This is a genomic window from Rhodococcus sp. 114MFTsu3.1 (assembly GCF_000383555.1).
In the GTDB taxonomy this organism is placed as follows: domain Bacteria; phylum Actinomycetota; class Actinomycetes; order Mycobacteriales; family Mycobacteriaceae; genus Rhodococcoides; species Rhodococcoides fascians_E.
Genome location: NZ_KB911567.1, coordinates 1 through 22,644, shown reverse-complemented (window position 1 = coordinate 22,644; position 22,644 = coordinate 1). Strand labels below are relative to the sequence as shown.

Annotated in this window: 16 protein-coding genes and 1 pseudogene; 13 read left to right on the top strand and 4 right to left on the bottom strand. The window is 59.0% G+C overall.

Annotated elements, in window-relative coordinates:
* The 3 genes from H292_RS0126360 to H292_RS0126350 all read right to left on the bottom strand — a co-directional run.
* Nucleotides 1-317: SDR family NAD(P)-dependent oxidoreductase (locus H292_RS0126360; protein ID WP_020111770.1), on the bottom strand; the 317-nt coding region annotated here is incomplete at its 3' end.
* Nucleotides 318-648: 331 nt separating this feature from the next.
* Nucleotides 649-2,472 carry an acyl-CoA dehydrogenase gene (locus H292_RS0126355; protein WP_027499113.1) on the bottom strand — a complete coding sequence of 608 codons (1,824 nt, stop codon included), beginning with the start codon at nt 2,470-2,472 and terminating at the stop codon, nt 649-651.
* Between the two features lie 325 nt (nt 2,473-2,797).
* Nucleotides 2,798-4,408 carry an IclR family transcriptional regulator gene (locus tag H292_RS0126350; protein WP_081631914.1) on the bottom strand — a complete coding sequence of 537 codons (1,611 nt, stop codon included), beginning with the start codon at nt 4,406-4,408 and terminating at the stop codon, nt 2,798-2,800.
* A 115-nt stretch (nt 4,409-4,523) separates the two neighbouring features.
* Between H292_RS0126350 and H292_RS0126345 the strand changes: the two genes are divergently transcribed.
* The 9 genes from H292_RS0126345 (at nt 4,524) to H292_RS0126305 (ending at nt 17,407) form a co-directional block, all read left to right on the top strand.
* Nucleotides 4,524-5,501: an arginase family protein gene (locus tag H292_RS0126345; protein WP_020113395.1), complete on the top strand. Its 978-nt coding sequence runs from the start codon at nt 4,524-4,526 to the stop codon at nt 5,499-5,501.
* On the top strand, nt 5,498-6,310 hold the full coding sequence (locus tag H292_RS0126340; RefSeq protein WP_020113394.1) for an enoyl-CoA hydratase/isomerase family protein: 813 nt from the start codon (nt 5,498-5,500) through the stop codon (nt 6,308-6,310). Before H292_RS0126345 ends, H292_RS0126340 begins: the two co-directional genes overlap by 4 nt.
* 40 nt (nt 6,311-6,350) lie before the next feature.
* Nucleotides 6,351-7,748 (top strand): MFS transporter, encoded by a 1,398-nt coding sequence (locus H292_RS27610; protein WP_155949840.1) that lies wholly within the window; start codon nt 6,351-6,353, stop codon nt 7,746-7,748.
* 1,268 nt (nt 7,749-9,016) lie between these two features.
* Entirely contained in the window at nt 9,017-10,429 is a 1,413-nt protein-coding gene (locus H292_RS0126330; RefSeq protein WP_231383934.1) for a Glu/Leu/Phe/Val family dehydrogenase, read from the top strand.
* Complete coding sequence (locus H292_RS28010; protein ID WP_081631912.1) at nt 10,426-11,226, top strand: crotonase/enoyl-CoA hydratase family protein; 801 nt, start codon at nt 10,426-10,428, stop codon at nt 11,224-11,226. Before H292_RS0126330 ends, H292_RS28010 begins: the two co-directional genes overlap by 4 nt.
* A 751-nt stretch (nt 11,227-11,977) precedes the next feature.
* A complete protein-coding gene (locus H292_RS27600) occupies nt 11,978-13,348 on the top strand; it encodes an aminotransferase family protein (protein ID WP_020113390.1) in 1,371 nt (456 codons plus the stop codon).
* 14 nt (nt 13,349-13,362) lie between these two features.
* Nucleotides 13,363-14,625, top strand: coding sequence for a M20 family metallo-hydrolase (locus H292_RS0126315; protein WP_037189133.1), 1,263 nt, complete (start codon nt 13,363-13,365; stop codon nt 14,623-14,625).
* A 54-nt stretch (nt 14,626-14,679) separates the two neighbouring features.
* Nucleotides 14,680-16,230, top strand: coding sequence for an AMP-binding protein (locus tag H292_RS0126310; protein WP_037189131.1), 1,551 nt, complete (start codon nt 14,680-14,682; stop codon nt 16,228-16,230).
* A 61-nt stretch (nt 16,231-16,291) separates the two neighbouring features.
* On the top strand, nt 16,292-17,407 hold the full coding sequence (locus H292_RS0126305) for an NADH:flavin oxidoreductase (RefSeq protein WP_331271185.1): 1,116 nt from the start codon (nt 16,292-16,294) through the stop codon (nt 17,405-17,407).
* On the opposite strand, the gene H292_RS27595 is transcribed toward H292_RS0126305, so the two are convergent.
* Nucleotides 17,371-18,438, bottom strand: coding sequence for a LacI family DNA-binding transcriptional regulator (locus H292_RS27595; RefSeq protein WP_231383935.1), 1,068 nt, complete (start codon nt 18,436-18,438; stop codon nt 17,371-17,373). The two genes, H292_RS0126305 and H292_RS27595, sit on opposite strands and share 37 nt — an antisense overlap.
* A gap of 484 nt (nt 18,439-18,922) precedes the next feature.
* Between H292_RS27595 and H292_RS0126295 the strand changes: the two genes are divergently transcribed.
* The 4 genes and pseudogenes from H292_RS0126295 to H292_RS27590 all read left to right on the top strand — a co-directional run.
* Nucleotides 18,923-20,293: an MFS transporter gene (locus H292_RS0126295; RefSeq protein WP_020113385.1), complete on the top strand. Its 1,371-nt coding sequence runs from the start codon at nt 18,923-18,925 to the stop codon at nt 20,291-20,293.
* Between the two features lie 803 nt (nt 20,294-21,096).
* Entirely contained in the window at nt 21,097-21,363 is a 267-nt protein-coding gene (locus H292_RS28920) for a helix-turn-helix domain-containing protein (protein WP_081631909.1), read from the top strand.
* Nucleotides 21,364-22,004: 641 nt separating this feature from the next.
* Nucleotides 22,005-22,133 (top strand): hypothetical protein, encoded by a 129-nt coding sequence (locus H292_RS28785; protein ID WP_020113384.1) that lies wholly within the window; start codon nt 22,005-22,007, stop codon nt 22,131-22,133.
* 367 nt (nt 22,134-22,500) lie between these two features.
* Nucleotides 22,501-22,644 (top strand): annotated as a pseudogene (locus H292_RS27590) (helix-turn-helix domain-containing protein); the annotation flags it as partial.

Below are 22,644 nucleotides of genomic sequence, written 5' to 3'. Positions count from 1 at the left end.
AAGAGCTCGAGCTCGTGCGGGCCCTTCTTCGACAGGATGCGTCCCGCCCAGCCGACACCGGCGCAGTTGACGACGATGCGCAGGGGCACCCCGGACGCGGTGATGGTGTCGAGGGCTGCCTCGACGTCGGCTTCGCTGGTGACGTCGGCGGCGATGAGCGTGACACCGTCGGGCACGCTGTCGCCCGCCCGCTCGATCGACTGGGCCAGGTCGAGGCCGAACACCGTCACCCCGGCGTCGGCGAGGCGCTTGGCCGTTGCCGCACCGAGGCCGGACGCCCCGCCTGTGACCAACGCTGCTGTTCCCGAAATCTCCACTACTGATTTCCTTTCCGACTCCGAACTTCTTCGGTCAATTAACGCGAACGATTGCAACTGCGTCCGATGGTTCAGCTGTTCTCTCTGACACACACCAAGTTCCTGGGCACGGCCGCACGCCCAATTGCAACCTGGAGAGGAGTGTCATCGAGGCCGCCGAATTGCGCTTGGGGTCCTATCCGGCGCGGCAGACAGGACCCGCACAGTGACGCCGTCGGATTCAATCGAGCGTCGTGATGCCTGCCTCGCTCAGCGGGGAGAAGGATACTGTCGAAGCGACGTCTCCCCCCGTCATTTGCCCTGCGGCAGAACAAAAGTGCTGGGGGCGCTGTCAGAATGCGTCTTCTTCCAAATTCATGAGGTCCAGATCGATCTCATCCAGGCTGAGTTCGAAGCCCGAGATGGAAGGAAGGGTAGTGCGTATGAAGTAAGACGCGGTGACCACTTTCCCTCGGTAGAAAATGGTCGACTGAGGGTCCGGTCCGGTGGCGAGCCTATCCAGCGCGACAGTTGCCTGTGCAAACAGTCGCCACGCAACCAGTAGATCTCCCAGGGCGTCAAGGAAACGAGTAGCGCTCAGGCCGATTTTGTAAACCTCCGTCGAGCCTGGCTCATTGTTCCATAACGCGTACTTTGAAATTATACGGCGGATTGCGGTCAGTGCTGCTCTCGATATGTCGGCCTCACGGACGAGTTGTTCCGGAGGCGACGTGATGGAACGTTCGATCTGGGCGGCAAGAAATTCGAAAGTTTCGCCACGATCGCGCAGAATTTTACGAAAAATAAGATCCTGCGCTTGGATGGCCGTAGTGCCTTCGTACAATGTATCGATGATGCTGTCGCGCAGATACTGTTCGAGCGGGTAGTCCTGTAAGTAGCCAGATCCGCCGAAGATTTGCAAACTGCGGGTAAGCATTTCGCATGTTCGCTCCGAGCCGACACCTTTCACAACGGGGAGCAGTAAGTCATTGATCCTCTTGGCCAGATCTGGATTGGCGCCGGATACGTGTGCTGCTATTTCTGCGTTCTGATGGGCAGCAGTGTACAGATACACCGCGCGCATGCCCTCGGCATAGGCCTTCTGTAGTGCCAGACTGTGCCGCACTGCGGGATGTCGCATGATGGAAACCTTGGGCGCGTCCAGAACGCGCATGTGTGCGAGATCGGCGCCCTGTATTCGTTGCTTCGCGTACTCGACCGCATTGAGGTACCCCGTTGACAACGTTCCGATAGCTTTAGTTCCCACTGTCATGCGTGCGGCCTCGATGATCTTGAACATCTGCGCTATACCGTCGTGGGCATCGCCGATGAGCCATCCGACTGCTGGCACACCGTTGCCACCAAATGTCAACTCACATGTTGGTGACGATTTCAAACCCATCTTGCGTTCGACACCGGTGACGAAGACTCCATTTCGTGCGCCTAATTCCATAGTCGCCGGATCGAAGTGCCACTTGGGAACGTAAAACAAGCTTAAACCTTTGGTTCCGGAACCGGCGCCTTCCGGGCGGGCGAGCACGAGATGAAATATGTTCTCGGCGAAGTCGCCTACGTCGCCATTGGTGATAAACCGTTTGACACCTTCGATGTGCCACGTGCCGTCTGCTTGCGGAACAGCTCTAGTGCGGCCAGCGCCTACATCTGAACCTGCGTCCGGTTCGGTCAAAACCATCGTTGCTGACCAACCTCGTTCTAAACCCGATAACGCCCAACGCTTTTGGTTGTCCGTACCGAATTCGTGCACAACCTGGCCGATGATGGTGCTGAAGTTGAAGAAGGTGAGAGGACCGTTGGCGGCCGACAGCATCTCGTTAACGGCCCACACCAGCACTGCTGGGGCGTCGCTACCTCCCATGCTCGACGGTAGCCCGAGCTGTGGCCAGCCGGATTCCGCCACCAGACGGGCCGTCTTCGCTAGTTCCGGTGGTACCGTCACCGAATTGGTCGTGACGTCGAACGTGGTGGGCTCGCGGTCCGAGATCTCGAAGGATGCCGCGACCGGTCCTTCGGCTAGTCTGCTCACTTCCACGAGAATGTCGTTCACCGTTTGCGTGTCCAGGTCCAAATAGGTACCGGTCCCCAGGATCTGGTCCAATTCGAAGACGTCGAAAAGATTGAACACGATGTCACGAACGTTGCTCTTGTAATGCGTCATTGACCCTGTCACTTCTGTTAGTACTTGCCTAAACATCACGCGCATCGGCATCACGTAGTGCCAATCGTTTGGCACGACTCTACGAGTAAGGAGTACATGAGCGCAAGACCCCATGGAGATTGGCCGACCGCTTTGACCGGTGTCAAGACGACTTACGCGGAGCGGCGGCGAATGCGACTGCAAGGGGTGGCGTCCCTGGTCGTGCGACCGTGTGTAGCCACTGCGTCGTCGATGACCACGCTGCGGATCCGTCGGGCGCTACAGTCCGAATCGCAAAGGGAGTCGCATGACAGGCTGCAACTGGAGGGCTCGCGGTCTGTGGAAATTAGTTGTGCTCATTCACTTCCTTCCGGAAGCTGTCGGCCGTTTCGCCAACCCACCGCGCGATGCGTTGCCCGTCCACTTCGAATCTTGCGGCAGCCATGGAAACCGCGAGTGCGTAGCCTGGGGAGTGTTCACCGCGCAGCGCCACAGCTGCAGCGATACGGATGCCATCGTCCTGGGGATCGGTGTCGACGAACACGATGACGCCAGATGTCGTGATCCTCCCGGAAACCAGGTGGTCGTGGTACCTGCGGGGCTCTTCGATTGCTCGCAACTCGTGCGCGGAGTTTCGTCGGCCGCGAAGGACCTCGCCCAACGCCAATCCTGGGGCGCATAAGTCAGCCGGGACAGGAACGCCGATATTCTCCACCACCCGCGTCCTTCGGCTGCCCTCGACGATGAAGTCTGCCTTCACCTGGTCGCCTTCATCGTGGGTCCACAGGCTGCAAGTTTCACCAGTGAGATCGGCGAGGTGGGTCACCCATCGGGTTGCTGCATCGTTGACCTTCGACGAGTCACCGACCCGCAATGCGAGATGAAGAAGCGCTGTACCGAAACGGTAAGTGCGGTCGCTGTCTCGTGAGGCGAAGCGATGATGCTGCAACATGCCAAGCAGTCGGTGTGCCGTGCTGGGTGCGACGTTCAATTGACGCGCCACTTCCGTGACACGCACGACCTTCTGTCGCGCCAGCAGGTCCAGAAGCCGCAGAGACTTCGATGCCGATCCCGCTTGACGATCAACGGTGCCGACATCTGCCACGTCCAAGTCTGCCTGTTTGCGACTGCCCTCCAATCCGCCGGTCACGTCAGCCGAACTGGTGTCGGCGTCGAGCCGATCGGCGATTGCAAGGGCAGTAGCGATGACAGACGGCCCAAGAGTCTTCTCGAACTCCTCCTCGGCTCTGTCGGTCGGTAGCGCGATCGTCACCGCCCCGCGAACCTGCCCATTACCGTCGACGACGGGAGCCGCAATGCCGACGAAGTCCTCGTCGCCCTCTCCTCGGTTTGTTGCCCAACCGGCAGCGCGGGCTGCTGCAAGTTCTGCGATCAGAGCTGAGCGCGAGTCGATCGAGCGAGCGGTGGGTGCTGGAAGGGTATCCCGGGGGTACATCTCGATGACAGATAGGGGTGTCATGGCGGACAACATCGCTTTACCCGACGCTGTGAGGTGCGCTGACATGCGATCTCCGACAGCATCGACCACTCGCAGTGGTCTTCGGCTCTCGGCCGTGGCGACTACTACCGATTGATCTCCGTCCATGACGCACAGCTCAACAGTTTCTCCGCTGTCATCGCGGAGGTTCGCGATCTGTTCGAGCCCGACCGCCCGAACCTGAAGGTTTCGAAGGGCTGTCCGAGCGACGCTGATCAGTGCCGTACCCGGATGGTAGCGATGCGTATCTGAGTCGAGCTGTACGTAGCCTTCGTGCTGTAACAGGCTGACAAGGCGGTGCACAGTCGCCCGACTGACACCCAACGCGGTGGCAACATCAGCGGCACGCGGGGCTGAGTCACCGGCGACCAAATCCAGAAGTTGCAGTACGCGGCCTACGGAGCCCACCGGATAGCGTGGGCGTTCGGACTCACCTCGGGTTTTCTGCTCTACGGCCACCGACGGAACTTACACCCACAGCGTGCAAGCGCTTCACCACCCGTCGCAAATTCTGCTATAAACAATACCTGTCTTGATGTGCAGAAAATCTTTCGGCAACAACGAGGAGGCTTACATGCCAGATTCCGAACAGATCAGCAAGATGGGTGTTGATGCCGGTGCGCGCTTTTCAGGCCTCGCCACCTTCATGCGCGCTCCGTACAAACCTGACGGGCTGGATCTAGACATCGCACTCGCGGGGCTGCCGTACGACTTCCAGAGTGGGCGCGGATCGGCGAAGCAAGGACCTCGTCAGATCCGGGACATGTCCGGGCTCATCCGCCGACTCAGCTACGGAGGTGTGGAACCTTTCGAATTGTGTCGCATCGCTGACGTGGGAGATGCAGTTCTCAACCCCATGGACCCTCGGCAGAGTATCGAACGCGCCACCGAATTCGTGGCAAGTTTGGCCGACCGTGGCGCGACGGTAGTTGCCGCAGGTGGCGATCACGGAGCAACTTACCCAATGCTGAAAGGCCTCGTCCGCAGCGGCCCAGTAGGACTGGTGCACTTCGACGCTCATCCCGACACCTACGACGACCCCTACGGTGGCTACATCCACCACGGGAATGCCGTGCGAGCAGCGATCGAAGACAATCTCGTCGATCCGGCTCACACGATCACCGTCGGAATTCACGGCACCCGCTTCGTGAAATCCGACCGCAATTGGCACAGCGACCACGGGATGGGCCTGCTGACAGTAGACGATGTTGCCGACCTGGGTATTGCCGGCACGGTCGCCGAAATTCGCCGAGTACTTGGTGACATTCCCACCTACATCACATTCGATGTCGATGCTCTCGACACTCCCTTCGCAATCGGAACGGGCGCACCCGAACCCGGCGGACTGACGATGCGAGAGTCACTGGGGATCCTCCGGGGTCTGCACGGTCTCGATATCATCGGCGGTGACGTTATGGAGGTGGCACCGCCTTTCGATCCGAGCGGACATACGGCACTCAACGCCGCCAACTTGATGTTCGAAATAGTCTGCGCAACCGCGCTTTCGATCTCGAACAAGCGCGCTGCGTCGGCCGACAGGGGGGCCCTGTGAACTACGAGGACTATCAACACCTCAGGTTCGAACGACGCGACAATGGGGTGTTACTTGTCATCATCGACCGCCCCGAACGCGCGAACGCAGCCAACGAACGTCTACACGACGAGTTCGCTGAAGTGTGGCGCACTATAGGACGCGATGCGGAGGCCAGGATCGCCGTAATCACCGGCCGCGGTGCCGCTTTCTCGGCAGGGGGGGACCTTAAAGAACACGACGATCCGGCTGACGGCCTGCGGTCTGATCGTGTTCTTCGTTCCGGCCAGGTAGCCAAGGACATTGTCTACAACATGCTAGACCTCGACAAGCCGATCATCTCCGCCATCAACGGGGTCGCAGTGGGGGCTGGTCTCGCGATCGCGCTGACAGCAGACATTAGTGTGATCGGCGAAGACGTTCGAATCACCGACGGCCACAGCCGTCTTGGTATCTCCTCGGGAGACCACGCTGTGATGATGTGGCCATGGCTGTGTGGAATGGCAAAATCCAAGTTCTACCTACTTACTGCAGACTTCCTCACCGGGGCTGAAGCCGAACGTATCGGCTTGGTCAGTATCGCGGTACCTGTGGACCAAGTCCTGGAAAGGGCGATGTCGATCGCTGACCAGCTCGGCCGCGGACCGCAGCGAGCTCTTCGGTCGACCAAGCGTTCTCTCAACCACGTTCTTCGCACAGCGGCTCCTGCATTCGAATTGTCGGTTGCGCTCGAGACGATCGATCTTTACCAGGAAGACGCGCGGGAAGGAATAGCTGCATTTCAAGAAAAGCGCCAGCCGATATTCCCATCCGCGCGGGAATCGAACTGAGCATGTAGTGAGTGAATTGGAACGGCGGGGAGGCAATGACATGTCCTACCGCCTCTCTGCCGGTACCAACGTGGTATCCACCCTGGTGGTCCTGACTGCGGGCTTGCTTTCGGTGACGCTGCTACTAGCCATGGTTGCGCCCGTATTGCCTCTATTCACCGAACGCTTCGGCACCACACAGGCAACGACGTCCTGGGTCATGACCTCCTATATGGTCAGCGCCTCGGTCGCAACTCCAATAGTCGGACGGCTCGGTGATCGCTACGGGAAGCGTATTTTCATATCCGCATCGTTGGCGATTGTTTCTGCTGGGTCACTGGTGGCTCTCTTCGCTGACAGCATCGGAGTTCTGATATTCGCTCGCGCAATGCAGGGATTGGGCGGTGGGTTGATTCCACTGACGTTCAGCGTTATCCGTGAGCGACTCGATGCACGGTCAGCGAAGAGGGCTTTCGGCGCCGCGGCGGCGACAATGGCGGTCGGTAACGGTATGGGCGTGATGGTAGCGGGCCCACTCGTAGAGGGACTTGGGTACGAATGGTTGTTTGCCGTCCCGGCAGTCTGTACTTTTGTAGCCGCCGTCGCGGCAATTCGCGTCGTACAGCCATCGCCCGCAAACCATCACGTCGGTCGTGTTCGCCTCGTCCCTACCTTGTTGCTATCTGCATGGTTGACATTAGCTCTCATTGCTGTGAGTCAGGGCCCGCAATGGGGATGGTCCAGTCTGCGGCTGATGGTCCTTGTCGCAATGAGCATTGTCGGTTGTGTTGTGTGGTGCCGTCTAGAACTGCGGAGCATGACGCCGCTGATTGATCTTCGGATGATGACCAGCAGATCGGTCGGCCCGATCAACTTTTCATCGGTCATGTTGGCCCTGTCGATGTATCCGTTCGTCGTTTTGATCCCAGCTTTACTTCAAGCCCCCGTTGACACCGATTACGGACTAGGAGCCAGCCTCACTGATGTAGGCGTCGTGCTCGCTGCGGAAGCCATTGTTTCGCTCGTTACCTCTGCGATCGCTGGTGTGCTCGCTACCCGTGTCGGGTGGAGAATCTTGTTTCTGGTCGGCAACGGCCTCACTTGCGTGGGATATCTGGTTCTGTCGGTCGCACACCACAATATCTGGCACATCACTGTCGCGTCCGCGATCTTGGGCGCCGCGATCGGGCTGTCCTTCGCATCTATGACCGGGCTGACAATCGATGCAGTACCGAACCATATGACCGGCGTTGCCAGCGGGGTCAACGCAAACCTGCGGACGATCGGCGGTGCCGCAGGAATCGCCATCACAGCCGCGATCGTCAGCGCCGACGTCGAGCCCTCCGGCTACTCCAGTGGCACCGCGTACACAATATCTTTTCTACTTCTGTTTGCATTTGCCGGAATTGCAACCGTTTCGGCCGCGTTCATAACAGATTCACCCGAAACCAAGCGTTGAACTCCCCGACATCGAGGACAACACTCCGCGAAGAATCGCCTCGACCACGCCTAGAGTGGTGATCAACGTAGCTGCGCAGGATCGGAACATCCACTCCCGTTTGACCCACTGCCGACGGGTTTCGCCGCCGTGACAATCGCTCCCTGGAACACGCGTGTCACGAAACTGCGCTTCAGTAGCCGTGTTGCCGATGGTCCTGACCGGCAGCGACGATCAGGCCCGGGATGCAATCTACGACTTATCGCCCTCGCGCGGGTGAATGCGAAAATTGCCGAAGCCTGCTCTGGCCGAGGGACCGGGGCCACCGGATCGGCCCGAAGAGCTGACAGGCCGTGCAGGACCCGTTGATGCGGGAACCGCAATTTGGCTTGTATGTGCGGCAAACAGGCCACTCGCGACGTCCTTGAACAAGCTTATGCGGCTGGACGGGGGCCTCTTCTGTCGCAGTGCTGTCGCTCGAGATTCCCACCAGGCTCCCTCGCTTCACGACGAGTAGCCAAGGCGGAGAGTTGGAAGTTTGGTTACACAAGCGCAATCCAGACCTTCGACGCCAAGTAGTTGATGGGCCTTGATGCACTTCTTTCGACGCCTACAACATCAGCTCTACGTTTCCAGCGCGGCGCAGGCGATTCTCGTCGAGGCCGCTCACCTGTGGTGTGTTGCAGTGCGCGAGTCTCCTCGATTCGCACGCACAACGTCGAATAGTAGAATTGCGCCCGCAGATTCCAAACGATTGGTATAGCATGAAATACGTGGCCGGTTTGACCCGTCGAACTCTCGTACAAGTTCGCACACGGTTGATGCGCAGCGCGAGAATCTGCAGCGTGGAGGCGTGCTACCTCCCCTTGTGGATTCTTGGTAGAGGATCGCCTGCTGATGCAATTCTATAGAAACACTGGCAGTTAGCGCGGACCGGTGCGCTCCAAACCGCAAGCAGCTTGCATCGACGTACCGAGGCCCTCAGATGCCAACACAGAGGGCGTTGCATGCATCGCGGGCGTGTCGTCGACGGAGTAACCAGACGTACAAAGGAGTAACAGGCTTGAAACATGCGCGATTGCAGCACACCATCCCAACGGATCGTTCACGCGGCCTCGACTTGCCCGGTCAGAGCAAGTAGATCCCGGGTGGACTTGGAACCGGCATAGGACCCCGGCCACGATCGCTTCACCGTTCTATCGGGTTCTGCGATAGTGCCGATCTTGACGAATGCCCATCGCAGTTTCAGAGCCTTGGTTGCCGAAGGTCCTCAACGCCGGAACGTGGACATGCAAACTCTGACAGCGCATGAAACGCAGTCCACTCGACAACTGCGATTCTCATCAACCCCGCGAAGAAAGTATTCCATGATCACCGATTTGCGTTCCGATACGTCCGCTCCAGCGGATGCTGCGAGTGCAGGCTATTCATTGCTCGGTCAGGGCATCGCATCGGCGGAGGGTGGACCCCTATCCGATGCAAGGACACAATTAGCCGTGGCAGTCGATATTCTGGGGCTCGACGAGGGCGTGTATTCAATGCTCGCCCATCCCAGGCGAGAGATGTCGGTCAGCATCCCGCTCCGCAGGGATAATGGTGACGTCGAGGTATTGATAGGGCATCGGGTGCAGCACAATGTGTCTCGCGGTCCGGGAAAGGGCGGTCTGAGGTACAGTAAGGACGTGAACCTGGACGAGGTTCGCGCTTTGGCGATGTGGATGACCTGGAAATGTGCTCTGGTCGACGTTCCGTACGGAGGCGCCAAAGGCGGAGTTTGCTTTGATCCGAAGCAATACTCGCGTGCCGAGGTGCAGCGTGTCACACGACGTTACACGAGCGAGATCATGCCGATAATTGGTCCCTCGCAGGATATTCCAGCACCAGACGTTGGGACTGACGAGCAGGTGATGGCTTGGATGATGGATACCTACTCTGTCGGGCAGGGGCACACTGTTCTCGGTGTGGCAACCGGCAAGCCCATCGAGCTGGGCGGCTCGCTGGGACGGTCGAGTGCAACCTCGCTGGGAGTAGCGCATATCGCACTGGCTGGGCTTGACTACCTGGGTCGCGCCCCGGTTGGCACGCGTGCTGCCATTCAGGGATTCGGTAAGGTCGGCGGGGGAGCGGCGCGGTTTCTCTGGGAATCGGGGGTACGGATACTTGCCGTGAGTGACGAATTCGGTGCAATCTACAACCGCGACGGCCTGGACATTGCTGAGCTGGAGAGCCACGCACGCGCGCACGGCACTGTTGTTGGATTTCCAGGTAGCGAACCGCTCTCTAACCGAGACGAGCTGCTCTACCTTGACATCGACTTGCTCGTACCGGCCGCGTTGGAAGGCGTTCTGAACGAGGCTAACGCTCGAAATGTTAAGGCAGCTCTGATTGTAGAAGGAGCGAATGGACCCACCACGCCTGCAGCCGATGAAATTTTTGACGTCAACGGTCAGCTCGTTGTGCCCGACATCCTTGCCAATGCTGGGGGAGTGGTGGTCTCGTACTTCGAATGGGTTCAAGCGAACCAGGCCTACTGGTGGAGCCAGAACGACGTCGAGAACCGCCTGCGTGAACGAATGCAGCGTGCATGGGAACGTGTCTTGGCCTATTCCCACGCGCATCGGGTCCCGCTTCGCGTAGCGGCGACAGTCCTGGCCGTCGACACGGTCACCACCGCACACTTGACTAGGGGGCTCTACCCATGACGACCGTACCCGAATTGTCAGATTCTCCACGTGAGCCGAGCAGAGAACGGGTCTCTGTCGATATCGATGCTCAGGGCGTAGCGGTAGTGAGGATGACACGTCCCGATCGACATAACGCACTCGATGCGAGTATGATTTCAGCGCTTTCGTTCGCCGCGGCGAGAATCTCCGACGACTCAGCAGTGCGAGCAGTTGTACTGTTTGGCGAAGGAAAAAGTTTCTGCGCGGGTCTCGACGTAGACCACTACCTACGCAATCCGTCTCGAATCAACGACCTCTTCACAGTCGATGATCAATCGATAGCGAACCGCGCCCAGCGGGTCTCGTACGATTGGCAGCGTTGTCCAGTACCGGTAATAGCAGCGGTCGCTGGGAATTGCTTAGGGGGAGGGCTTCAGCTGGCTCTGGGCGCGGACATTCGGATCGCATCGCCCGAGGCTCAATTGTCAGTGATGGAGATTCGATGGGGACTTGTGCCAGACATGGGCATCACATATACACTGCCGAAGTTGGTGGGAATCGACGTCGCAAAGGAACTCACGTTCACTGGTAAAGTCGTCTCCGGAAATGACGCTCGAAGGCTCGGCCTGGTCACTCGGATCGCGGACGATCCGATTTCTGCGGCCATCGATACTGCACTCGACATCGCCACCCGAGACCCTCGAGCCATTCGCGCCGCCAAACAACTCCTGAACGAGGGCTGGAACACCCCACCGCGCGATGGTTTCGCTCTGGAAAGCCGTCTGCAGCAGCGTCTTCTCTCTGGTGGCACCCCTGGATCGCATTCGTGCACCTAAGCGTTGCCGGTCAACAGTGACTTGATTGGCGATGGGCTCCGTCGACGAGAGTGCTTCCTTGTCGACGGCTCGGCACTTCCGTCTGGTCAACGATGCCCATGACGGAAGTGCCGGACATGAGCTGCAGTCCGTACATCGATCGACGAATCGTACGCACCCCTCAGCTTGAAGACACGCCCCACGCGCGCACACCAAGCCGACTTCGGTGCAATCTCGTGCTGCGCAAGTGGCTCATATTGCGTCAACTTCAGGGCATGTAACGGCACACTTGTCTCATTCGGATTCGACAGTGAAGGTTTGGGCATCGGGGCGGGCTCGGCGCACCGACTCAAAACTGTCGGCGCGCGGTCGGATATTTCTCGTGGAACCCGTTCAGAGTCCCTATTCGACTAAGCCAACTCTCTCGACCTGTATCAAGCCGAACGGCGCAGAAGTTGAGCAAACCGGCGGGAAACCTCCGGTGATGCCACTCCTGGTGTTGTAGATCAATTGATGCTCACCCCCATGAACTGCCTGTCGACCGGGCGAGGCGACCGTACGAAGCTCAGAGCAGTCTGTGTACCGACCCGATCGCGTCATAGTCGAGTCTTCGGCCGCCTTGTGTGTTCGGCCTCAGGGTCGTAGAGTGAGGCCAAACGTTTGGCAAGAGCCGGGCACGATGATTTGGGCAGTTCCTCGCTGGCACGCACCCTTTGTGTTACGCAGGTTCGCATGTATCTCGGCAAGGCGACAACAGATAGGAGAGGCGACGGTGTCGACTCGTGAAGGCCTCGGAAACCACCAGGAGCGGTTCTACTCCGCGTCTGTGATCTCGCGCCCCCATATCGTTCGCGCCGAAGGAGTCCGTTACTACGACGGCAGTGGCGCGATGTACATCGACGCTAATGCAGGCGCGGCAGTCGCGAACATCGGCCCGGGCAACGAGCGTGTACTGCAAGCGATGGTGGAGCAGGGCCGTCGGATGTCGTTTTCGTACGTACGGTTTTCCACACATGACCCCAACATCGAGCTCACTAGCCGAATTGCAGAACTCGCCGGCCCCGGTTTCGAACGCGTCCATCTTTCCAACGACGGCTCCGAAGCCAATGAAATGGCGATCAAACTCCTCCGGGTCGCTGCCTACCAGGCCGGGAAACCTGCCAAGCGCAAAGTCATTTCGCTTACGCCGTCGTACCACGGCGGAACGCTTGGAACGATGGGATGGACCGGGGACAGCGAGTACACGGCATACTACGGCGACATGATGGTGCCATCCACCAAAATTCCAGCGCCCCTGACTTACCGCCGCGCTGCGGATCACTCGGTCGAAGAAGCTGGACTAATAGCCGCTGGACACCTCGAGCGGGCGATTCTCGAGCTTGGCCCGGACAACGTGCTTGCGTTCATCATGGAACCGGTTGGCGGCACGGCAACGGGTGCAAACGTCGCCCCAGAATCTTATCTACGTGCCGTCAGGGATATCTGTACGCGGCATGAAGTTTTCTTGGTATTCGACGAGGTGATGTCCGCTACGCGGACCGGTAAATTCTTGGCGGCCCATCATAGCCCCGATGTGCGTCCTGACGCAGTCGTCATCGCGAAAGGCTTGGGGGCTGGATACGTACCGTTGGCGGCCACTGCGGTATCGACCGAGTTTCTCGATCGACTGAACGCTACCGGCGGCTTCGACTTGTCACATACGTACAACGCGAACCCGATTTCATGCGCTGCAGGTTGCGCAGTGCTCGATGAAATGACCGACCGTGGATTGATCGAGAATGGTGCGGTCATGGGGCAAGAGTTGATCCATCAGCTTGATGGGCTCGCCGAAAAGTGGCCGATCATCGGTGATGTTCGGGGCCGAGGCTTGATGGTGGGCGTGGAAATAGTCGCCGATCGTGCAACCAAGGCGTCCTTGCCGGGTTCGGCGAATGCAACAGTCGAGATTCGCCGCACTGCCATGGAAAACGGCCTGCTGATCGGCGGTCGACGGCTGAACGGCGGAGCATTCGGAGAGTTCCTGATGTTGACACCCGCTCTGATCATTACAGAGGCCGAGATCGCCGAGATCGTCGATCGACTGGACATTACTCTGGGCGCCGTCACCAAACGGCTACAGGCTGCCGGTTACATTTCGAACTGAACGACGGAGACACAATGCCTGTTTCAGATCCCTTGATAATCTCCGAGCCCCAACAGCTGACAGCCGATTTGGTTCATCTGTCGACGATCATCGATTCCACGATTCCTGGTTGGACGAGGCAAGCTCTTACTGAGGCCGACGTCGTAGGTCGGCATTGGGTTCGCGCCCGCATGGCCGAAGCCGGGCTCGAAACACGAATCGACGGCGCGGGTAACGTTATTGGCGTGCTACGAGGCACGGCACCGGGTGCCAGTTCAATCATGACCGGTTCCCACACCGACACTGTCGAGGGGGGTGGTCGATATGACGGTAATGTAGGTGTCGCTGCGGCGTTGGAGGTTGTACGGACGCTCCGCGCCAACGGCATAGAGCTCCGTCATGACTTGATTGTCGTGGACTTCTTCAGTGAAGAGCCCAATCGCTTCGGAATTAGTTGCGTCGGGTCCCGCGCTATGACTGGACAGATCAGTACAGAGGACATGGACCGGGTCGACTCAGAGGGAGTGCGATTCGGTGACGAACTTTCTCGAGTCGGCGTCGTGCCTGAAGCCTTGCTGTCTGCACGATTCGATACCAACCGCGTCAAAGCCTTCGTTGAGCTCCACATCGAGCAGGGCCCCCACTTGGAAGAACAGGGCAGCGACATCGGTCTGGTCACCTCGATCACCGGGATCAAACGTTTCAGGGTGGCGTTTCAGGGACAACCCGATCACGCGGGAACGACCCCGATGAACAGGCGTCGGGATGCTGGGTGCGCCGCGGCGGGTTCGGTTCTCGCCATCGAACGAATCGCCTCAGCGAATGTCGACGGTCGCGGCACCACGGGTCTGATTACGTTCAGCCCGGACGCTGTCAACATCGTCACCGAGTCGTCCGAATTGTGGGGTGAGTTTCGAAGCCCCGATCTGGACTGGTTACACGCTGCTGGCAACAAGTTTCATGCTGCGGTACACAGCGAAGGCGCCAGCCGCTCGGTTGACGTCGAGCTGGAATGGTTACCATCCGAACAACCTGCGGTGATGGACAACCGATTCATAGACATTTCATCGAGAGAAGCAGACAGGCTGGGGCTTACTCAGTCCCGCCTGTACAGCGGCGCGGAGCACGATGCTGCAATCCTCGCGAAGAAGATCCCCACCGCCATGATCTTCGTACCGTCGAAGGACGGTCGAAGCCATTGCCCGGACGAATTCACAGCCGAAAAGGACATTCACTCGGGTGCAAATGTCCTTCTGAATACGATCATCACTCTCGACCGCGAGCTCGATTTCGATTAAGCATCATCGACGTTTCGCATTAAGCGGTCTGGTCCCTTCAGTCTGGAGAACAACATGGAAATTTCACACCTCCTGTATCGAAGCGCATTACGCCACCCGAACAACCCATTGTGGATATCCCTCGATCGGCCACCGGTCACCTATACCGAAGGTGCAGCCCGGGTCAGCGCTCTCGCCAACGCTATTCTGGCTCGTACTTCCCAGCGTTCACGTGTCGCGATTCTGTCGACCAACCGCTATGAAGGCCTCGAAAGCTTCCTCGCAACCGTTACCGCCGGTTGTGCTGCCGTGACGCTCAATCCGCGAGGGCACCAGGAAGACTATCGACATGCGCTGTCGGATTCCGAAGCCGTTATCGTGCTGTGCGACGCTGCCCTCGCGGGACGACTGGTTCCGCTACGTGAGGACCTCACCCACGTTCAGCACTGGGTCAGCTTCGGTGGAGATGTTCCTGGATTCGACCGCTTCGATGACTGGCTGAATTCGTCCGTCGACCGTCCGAATGTGCTGATCGAACCCGATGATCCTGCGTGGCTTTTCTACACCTCCGGCACCACCGGCAAGCCCAAAGGGGCTGTCGAGACTCACCGGAACCTACTTGCGATGACACGGCATTTCCTACTCGAATTGGGGCCTGATCTCCAGCCGGACGACGTCATGCTGCACCTCGCGCCGATCTCTCACGGTTCCTGCAGCGTCGCTTTGCCTCACTTGGCGATCGGTGCAGCCAATGCATTTCCCGCTTCGCTGAGTTTCGACCCTTCTGCAGTACTCGACACGATCGCCAAGCTCAAGGTGACTGCAACCATGCTCGCTCCTACCATGATTCGCATGTTGCTCGATGCACCCGACGTCGACCAGTACGACCTGTCGAGCCTCAAGTCCGTGGTCTACGGTGCTGCCCCGATGCCCGTCGCTGATCTCACACGTGCCCTCGAAGTTTTCGGCCCTGTTTTCGTACAGTTCTACGGACAGGCCGAAGCTGCCGCGACAATCACTTGTCTGTCCAAGAACGAACACCGCATCGACGACGAAGATTGCTTGCGGCGGCTCGGATCTGCTGGTCGTGAAACGTTCTCCACCCGAGTTCGGATCGTCGACCCGGCAGGAAAGGAAGTTCCCTTCGGCACCGTGGGAGAAATTATCGTGCGCGGAGAACTGGTTATGGCCGGTTACTGGAAGCGGCCCGAAGCTACCGCGGACACCATCAGAGACGGCTGGCTGCACACCGGCGATGCCGGCTACCTCGACGACTGCGGCTATCTCTTCATCACAGATCGCATCAAGGATATGATAATCAGCGGAGGTTCCAACATCTACGCACGCGAGGTGGAAGAGGTTCTCGGTCGTCATCCAGAGGTTTCTCAGGTCGCGGTCATCGGTGTACCGGACGAGAAGTGGGGTGAGGTTGTCGCAGCGGTCGTCGTAGCAGACGACGGCGCGACTCTCACCCCGGAGTCCGTCATCGAGTTCGCGAGGAAATCCATGGCGTCCTACAAGAAGCCGCACCATGTCTGGATAGTGGACGAGCTTCCGACCAGTGCTTACGGGAAAATACTCAAGCGAGAGCTTCGCAAGCGGTTCCACAGCATCGCGGCTGGTTGATTCCTTGTCATCACCGAACGCAGCGCAGTGCTTTTCTCCGAAAGATCACAAACAGCCCTCGTTGGGCTGTCCGGCGGAGGGCGCGCCGAGCCTGCACGAGCCCTTGAAGTTGGCCCGCGGGACTGCGTGGGCCAACAGAGTGGAACTGGCGCCGCTGACAAACCATCAGAGCAACGCCGATGGCAGTCTGCACGATGATGAACTGCATTGGCTGTCCACTCGGGCTACTGGCGGTTACGGTTCGGTGACGACATGTGCAGCGCATGTCTCGCAAGCAGGGCATACTTTTCCTGGTCAGCTGGCCGTGTGGGATGACCGGTTCTTACCCGGTCTGTCACGACTCGCGACGGCGCTGGCCAGTAGCGGGACCGCGTCACTTCTGCAGCTTCATCACGGTGGCGCACGTGCACGACAAGCGCTATCGGGCATGCCTTCCTACGCCCCGTGGGATGACCGGCTCAGAATGGTTCGCGCACTGTCCACCGCGCAAGTCACCTCTGTCGTAAAAGAGTTTGCAGACGCGGGTCGGCGCGCCGAGCGGGCAGGGTTCAGCGGCGTGGAAATTCACGGCGCGCACGGTTACTTGTTGAGCCAATTTCTCGACTCCGAACGCAACACAAGGACAGATTCATACGGTGGACCGCTTGAAAATCGCTCGCGGATTATCTTCGAGGTCCTTGACGCTGTGCGATCGGTGACCGGATCAGCGTTTCAGGTCGGGCTGCGCCTGAGCCCCGCGGACTTCGGAACACGCCTGCCGGAATGCCTCGAGGTTGCGGAGCAAGCGATGGCGTCGGAGCTAATCGACTATCTCGATATGTCGCTGTGGGATGTGTCAGCCAGGCCTTGGTATCCAGACCAAACCGGCCACGATTCCCAGACTGGCGCCACTTTGCTCGAACTTTTCGCCTCACTGCCGAGAGGCAACACGAGACTGGGCGTTGCCGGAAAGGTATATTCAGGCGAAATTGCCCAACGATGCTTGGATCGAGGAGCTGACTTCGTGTTGATCGGCACGGCAGCTATCCTGCAACACGACTTCGCTCGCAGAGTCCTAGCGGACCCCTCGTACGCCAGCGTCTCCCAGCCGGTGTCTCGTGCGCACCTCGAGTCACAAGGCCTCGGACGCGCGTTCATCGACTACCTTGCTGAAAGCTGGGACGACTTCGTCGATTGAATCGCATCCTTGCGCGAAGTTGGTGGTTGGTCAACGCGCCCGCGAACTTTCTCTGAGGACGCCCGCACGATCAGGGTCGGCTCCAAGGCAAGGCTGTGTGCATCTCGGCCCTCCATCAACGACACCAAACACTGCGCCGCGGAACGGCCCATACTCTCGAGGTCCGTACGAACACTGCTTAAAGGTGTTTCGAGGTAGGCAGCTTGCGGGATGTCGTTGTAGCCCACTAAAGCGACATCCCTACCCACCCGCAGACCTCTGTCGGCGAGCGCGCGGCCGGCGCCGATCGCAGCGTGATCGTTTGCGCAGAATATCGCGGTGGGAGTGGTGTTAGCGCTGTCTAGCATCTGTAGGGCGTACCGGTGGCCGTCGTCGACACCGAATCCACCGACAGCAGTACCCGCCATGAGCTTCATATGCGGGTGGTCCATTACCGCTTCCGTAAATCCTGTAACTCGATCCAGCGACGTACTTGCCGCAGCAGGCCCCGGAACGACCGCAACATGTTGGTGCCCCATCGCCGCAAAATGCTCGCCGACCAGTGCCCCACCGCGGTAGTCATCTGCAGTCACCGACACTGCGCTGTCCGAGCGTCTCATCGCGTAGACGAACGGTATGGGTTCAGTTTCCAACTGAGATGGGATTGCACACCCCACCTCCGTGTCGCACAAGACGAAGCCGGCCACCTTATGGCCGAGAAGATGATCGATCGCCGCCGAACGGACACCGGCGTCGCCGTGCGTCGCAATTACTGCGGACAAATAACCGAGCTCGCGGAACGCTTCCTCAATGGCCGTCGCGAGTATTGCCATTACGATATCGCTGAGAACGGGAACGACTACTCCAATGAGGCGTGATCGACCGCTTCGAAGGCTCGAAGCTACGGGGTCGGGAACATAACCGGCCTCGCGCGCTAATCTCTGAATCCGCTCGATCGTTGCGGTGGCAACTCGACTGCTGTCACCGCGCAGGGCCCGAGACACCGTCGACACGTCGACGCCCGCAAGCACGGCCAATTGCTTCATGTTCATCGCGGTCACACGGCCCCTCCTTATATTATTCATAGTGGAAGTTTTCACGTTACGACGGCTTCCTAAATCCGAGCCCGGCTTGTATACCATACGCCAAACGTTTGGCGACGAGCGCAGTATTGTATGCAGCGTAGGTCCTCCGCGCCCTGCGGACGAACAGTGGTGATGTTCGGCGCCCCTTGCACCCCTCGGTGGCATGAATTATGGTTACACCAAACGATTGGCAAGATACGCGTCGGAGCTAAGTCGACGCGGTATGGGATTGAGGGGTGCTTGTCCGCGGCTCTTCGTGCGGAGTGGAGCCACAACAGCACGTTGCGCGACGCGATTAGGAGAAACTGTAGCTCGTACGCGAGACTCGGGACCTTTTCGACCTGACACGACATGAACGTCGTGGCCAGAACGCGTCGGGAACCAGCGCCGTCGATGGCGGCGGTGGCAACCGAGTCTGGTCTTCGAGATCCATCCAGAACAGGAGCCACACATGTCCGAAACAGCGGGCGCTGCCTATCCATCCGCGTCGCCGAACCCGCCCGACCGTGACGGGACGGTAGAAAATGAGAAACTGAGTCTGTTCCAGATCCGGCTAGCAGCATGCGCAGGCGGCTCGGGATTCATCGACGGGTACGTCTTATCGATATTCGGCGTCGCGCTGCTGCAAATCGGTCCTCAATTCTCCCTTTCGCCCGTCGCGAAGGGTGCGATTGCTGCAACCATACTGGTGGGTATTTTCTTTGGCGGAGTTGTTGGCGGTTATTTGTCGGACAAGTTCGGTCGTCAACGAATTTATAAATGGGATCTCTTCGCGATCGCAGTCTTGTCCGTCGCTTCGTTCTGGGTAGACGGGCCAGTAGCGCTCCTCGTCATGCGACTTCTGGTCGGCTTTGCAGTCGGGGTCGACTATCCGATCGGCTCCGCGCTACTGACAGAGTTCAGTCCAAAGCGGTTCCGTGGCCCACTCCTGGGCGTTCTCATCTCGCTGTTTTTTCTGGGAGGCGCCGTTGCGTACCTGGTGGGTCAAGTGCTGTTGGGAACCGCAGGGGATGATGCGTGGCGATGGATGCTTGCCAGCGCAGCTGTTCCAGCGCTCATGATTGGTGTGCTTCGTATCGGCACCCCTGAATCTCCTTATTGGCTCACCCGTAACGGCCGGCTCGATGAGGCGGCAGCTGTCATGGAGCGAGTTTTCGGTCCCGGGGTGACAATCGACGAAGTCCCAGCCGAGGGCGAACGGCCGGTCGGTCTGTTCGGAATTGTTCGATCCGGGTACGCCGGTCGCCTTGCCTTCGTCATAGCCAGTTGGACCAGCGCGATAATCCCCGTCTACGCAATATTCTCGTTCGGACCACAGCTCATCGGCGCGATGAACCTTGATGGCCACGCCGCTACCTACGGGTCCGCTGTGATCGAGTTGTTCTTCGCTATTGGTTGTATCGCTGCGCTAGGGATAATCAATAAAGTCGGCCGCAGGACCTTAACCATCCAAAGCTTTGCTTTGAAGGCTCTGCCGCTACTGCTGCTTGGAATCTTCTCGGATGCTCAAGCTGTTTGGATCGCCGTATTTTTCATCGCATTTGCGCTATTTAGCGGCGGACTGGAAGTAATGAATTTTGTCTACCCTAACGAGCTTTTTCCTACGGACCTTCGCAGTTCTGCAATGGGCCTCGTCACAGCCTTCACGCGCTTCGGGGCAGCTGCAGGGACTTTTCTGGTGCCGGTGGCGCTAGACCGCTACGGAATCTCTGCCACAATGTACGCGGCGTGCGCAATCACGCTCGTCGGCTTGCTGGTTTCGATCATGTGGGCACCGGAAACCACGGGGATGAAATTGAGCGAATCATCTAGCCTCAATTGATTGACCAAATCGGTCCGGATTCTTCCCTCATGCGCCGGTGGTGCGGAATGGATTGGTGTCGATTGCCTGTTCACTGTGTAGGTCCTCAATTTCGTGTACCGGCGCTTGCGTCTAAGTTATGCGGTAAATCGCAAGTCTGATCCGACGCGAGCCGGCCGCCGAAGCTCAGGGGGACGAAAAGGCCTGCGGTACTACGGACATTACGGTTCGGATGCACAGCGCGCGCTTACAGTGGGTTTGCCGCGATGCTTGGGATCGGTAGTTTACAGGCCCTCCGCGTCGAAGCTCGGCCCTTCGGTCTCTGATTTTTCGAGTCTACTCGACTTGGCCGCAGCTCAGGTGTTCAGCGCGGCACATTCGGACAGCTCAAAGGATGACGCTGGGTACACGCACCAATGTAGTTTCGGGAGCCGGCACCTACCGGGGTCGGCGGACACCGAAGCGAGTATTTCCATTCCTGGCCGCTATCAACAGTGTTGGTTGGTGGGTCGACGTCATGCTCGAAGACCCGCGCCGACGTGAGATTGTGGTGTTGGCTAGCTCGGATTCGGATTGCAGGCCGACGGTAGCAGACATGAATTGGTCATCATCGCGAAAGGCTGAAATTCGTGAGACGGGAAGGGTATCAAGAAGAATTGGCGCACAACCCGTGGTCGACATCTGTTTGGGATTGCTGTTTGAGCGAAGAAAAAACTGGCGTTGCCGAATACGGAATTGCATGTTCCGGCAGCGTTGCGGCGGAGGTTTGCGAGCTTCTTCGCACTTCATATCCGTCGGTTACGATTGCTGTGATCGCGCGGAGAATGTTTATCAGTGAAGCTCACCTTCGGCGCCTCTTAGCCGACGAGGGCACCTCGTTTCGTCGTATCCGCGACGAACTCAGAAGTTCGATAGCGGTTAAAGCGCTAAGATGTGGTCATCCCGTCAGGATGGTATCCTATCGACTCGGCTTTTCTGATCCTCGCGCATTCCGAAGGGCGTTTCGGCGATGGACCAATACGAGCCCCGCGTCGCAACGCAACGTTGGAAGTACGCTTGAACGGTACGGCAATCATGTTCGTCGTGCCTAGGTTCGAGGAAGCGTGTTACGCCCGCTGCCAACTGGACGCACCCGTCGATACCGTGTTGCTGGCGAGATCGTTCGAACGAGTCTGCGGGCTCATGCCGAGCCGTACTGCTGAGGCTTGGTGACGGCGATCTGCGGAGCACGTCATCAGGTGACTATTCGACTCGCCGGGCCGCGCGCTGCGTCCGCGTCCACCCCATCAGCGGCGCAACCAGATCCGGACCTCACTCCGCATGGGACGGAGCCCGCTTCGAAGAATAGATCGGCGCCGTACGCGCTGGCGTGGCTTCCCGCCGACCGCAGCATCGGCGACCGGTGCGCCTGCCATGTACGCGCCCGCGGCAGCAGTCGGGAACGATCACCGCCAACCACTCGCCCGAATGTGCGCGCTCACTCCACACACAAACAGCGACGCACCGCAGCGCTCTGCCGGCCGCCGGCCGAGTTGGATGAAATCGGGACGCGCACGCCGGATCTGGGTCGGTCTGACCGCAAGACACACCGGCACACTATGCAACATCGGCTGGCGGTACGCACCTCCGATACCGGTGTCAGTGTCGGTGTCGGTGTCGGTGTCGGTGTCGATGCCGGCCCGCCTGATCGCCTACATCGACCGAATCGATTCCGTCGCCGCACGTCTGCGAGATGTCTCGAATCGAACACTGCGGCGCACTGGACCTCATCGACGCCTACGGCAGCGGCCGCCGTTCCCTCATCTACGCCGACCCGCCCTACATAGGCGGTGCCGGACACGGAACAACCGCACCGAAATGACCACCACCGCAAACCATCAAGCACTCGCACAGTGCCCGCGTACCCTGCCAGGTGACCGTCATGGTCTCTGGATACGCGTGCAGCCTCTACGACGAGCAGCTCTACCCAGACTGGTACCGCTACAAGCTGCCAGCACACACCAGCCTGAGCGGCACCTGGCAGAACCGTACCCAAGTGCTCTGGTCGTGACCGGCCCCTCTCTGTTCCCAACACCACGTGCAACGAAACACTGACGGCGCTCATCGAAATTCCCCACTAGTGCTCACTGAAATTCCCCACCCGTGTGGCATCGCCAACGAGGGCGGGTCTCCCACGATGCTGGTGGTCTCTGACCACCGACCAGCTATCCGAAGGAGACCCGCTCCTCATGCTTACATGGGAGGAAGATGTGGAAGTACACGCCCTGCACAAACGAGGCTGGACGATTTCGGCGATCGCCCGTCACACCGGCCGAGACCGTAAGACCATCCGGTCGTATCTGAACGGCACGACCACCCCGGGATCGCGCAAA